1 protein-coding gene is annotated in these 1,037 nt (G+C 62.8%); it reads left to right on the top strand.

Features of this window, described 5'->3' with window-relative positions; translation table 11 throughout:
- Window positions 1-1,037: 5-aminolevulinate synthase (hemA, locus tag EPK99_RS25170; RefSeq protein WP_128445847.1), on the top strand; the 1,037-nt coding region annotated here is incomplete at both ends.

Genomic DNA, 1,037 nt, shown 5'->3' with positions numbered 1-1,037 from the left:
GTCACAGTCTGGTGTTCGAACGACTATCTGGGCATGGGCCAGCATCCGGCAGTGATCGCGGCCATGCACGAGGCGATCGACCACTGTGGCGCGGGTGCGGGAGGCACCCGGAATATCTCTGGCACGACCCACTACCATGTGCGGCTGGAAGAGGAACTGGCCGACCTGCACGGCAAGGAGGCGGCGCTGGTCTTCACCTCGGGCTATATCTCCAACTGGGCGACGCTCGGCACGCTCGGCCAGAAGATCCCCGGGCTGATCATCTTTTCCGATGCGCTGAACCACGCCTCGATGATCGAGGGCATCCGCTATGCCAAATGCGAACGGGTGATCTGGAAGCACAACGACCTTGCCGATCTGGAAGCCAAGCTGAAGGCCGCCGATCCGAAGGCGCCGAAGCTGATCGCCTTCGAAAGCGTCTATTCCATGGACGGCGATATCTCGCCCATCGCAGAGATCTGCGACCTCGCCGACCGATACGGGGCGATGACCTATCTGGACGAGGTGCATGCGGTGGGCATGTACGGCCCGCGCGGCGGCGGCATTGCCGAGCGCGAAGGGCTGATGGACCGGCTGACGATCATCGAAGGCACGCTCGGCAAGGCGTTCGGGGTGATGGGCGGCTATATCGCAGCCTCTGTTGCACTGTGCGACTTCATCCGCTCGTTCGCCTCGGGCTTCATCTTCACCACGGCGCTGCCGCCATCGCTGGCAGCCGGCGCGATCGCTTCCATCCGGCATCTGAAGGAGAGCCCGTTCGAGCGCATCCGTCACCAGGACCGGGTGAAGAAGCTGCGCGGCATGCTGGATGCGCAAGGCATTCCGCATATGCACAATCCCAGCCACATCGTGCCGGTAATAGTGGGCGATGCGGCCAAGTGCAAATGGATCTCGGACATCCTGCTCGACACCTGCGACGTCTATGTGCAGCCGATCAATTATCCGACGGTCGCCAAGAAGACGGAGCGGCTGCGCATCACGCCGACGCCGCTGCATACCGATGCCGATATCGAGCACCTCGTCTCGTCCCTCCACCA

The organism is Neorhizobium lilium (genome assembly GCF_004053875.1).
Classification (GTDB): Bacteria; Pseudomonadota; Alphaproteobacteria; order Rhizobiales; family Rhizobiaceae; genus Neorhizobium; species Neorhizobium lilii.
Note: the sequence above shows the minus strand (reverse complement) of the source record. Positions and strands in the feature narration are given on the sequence as shown.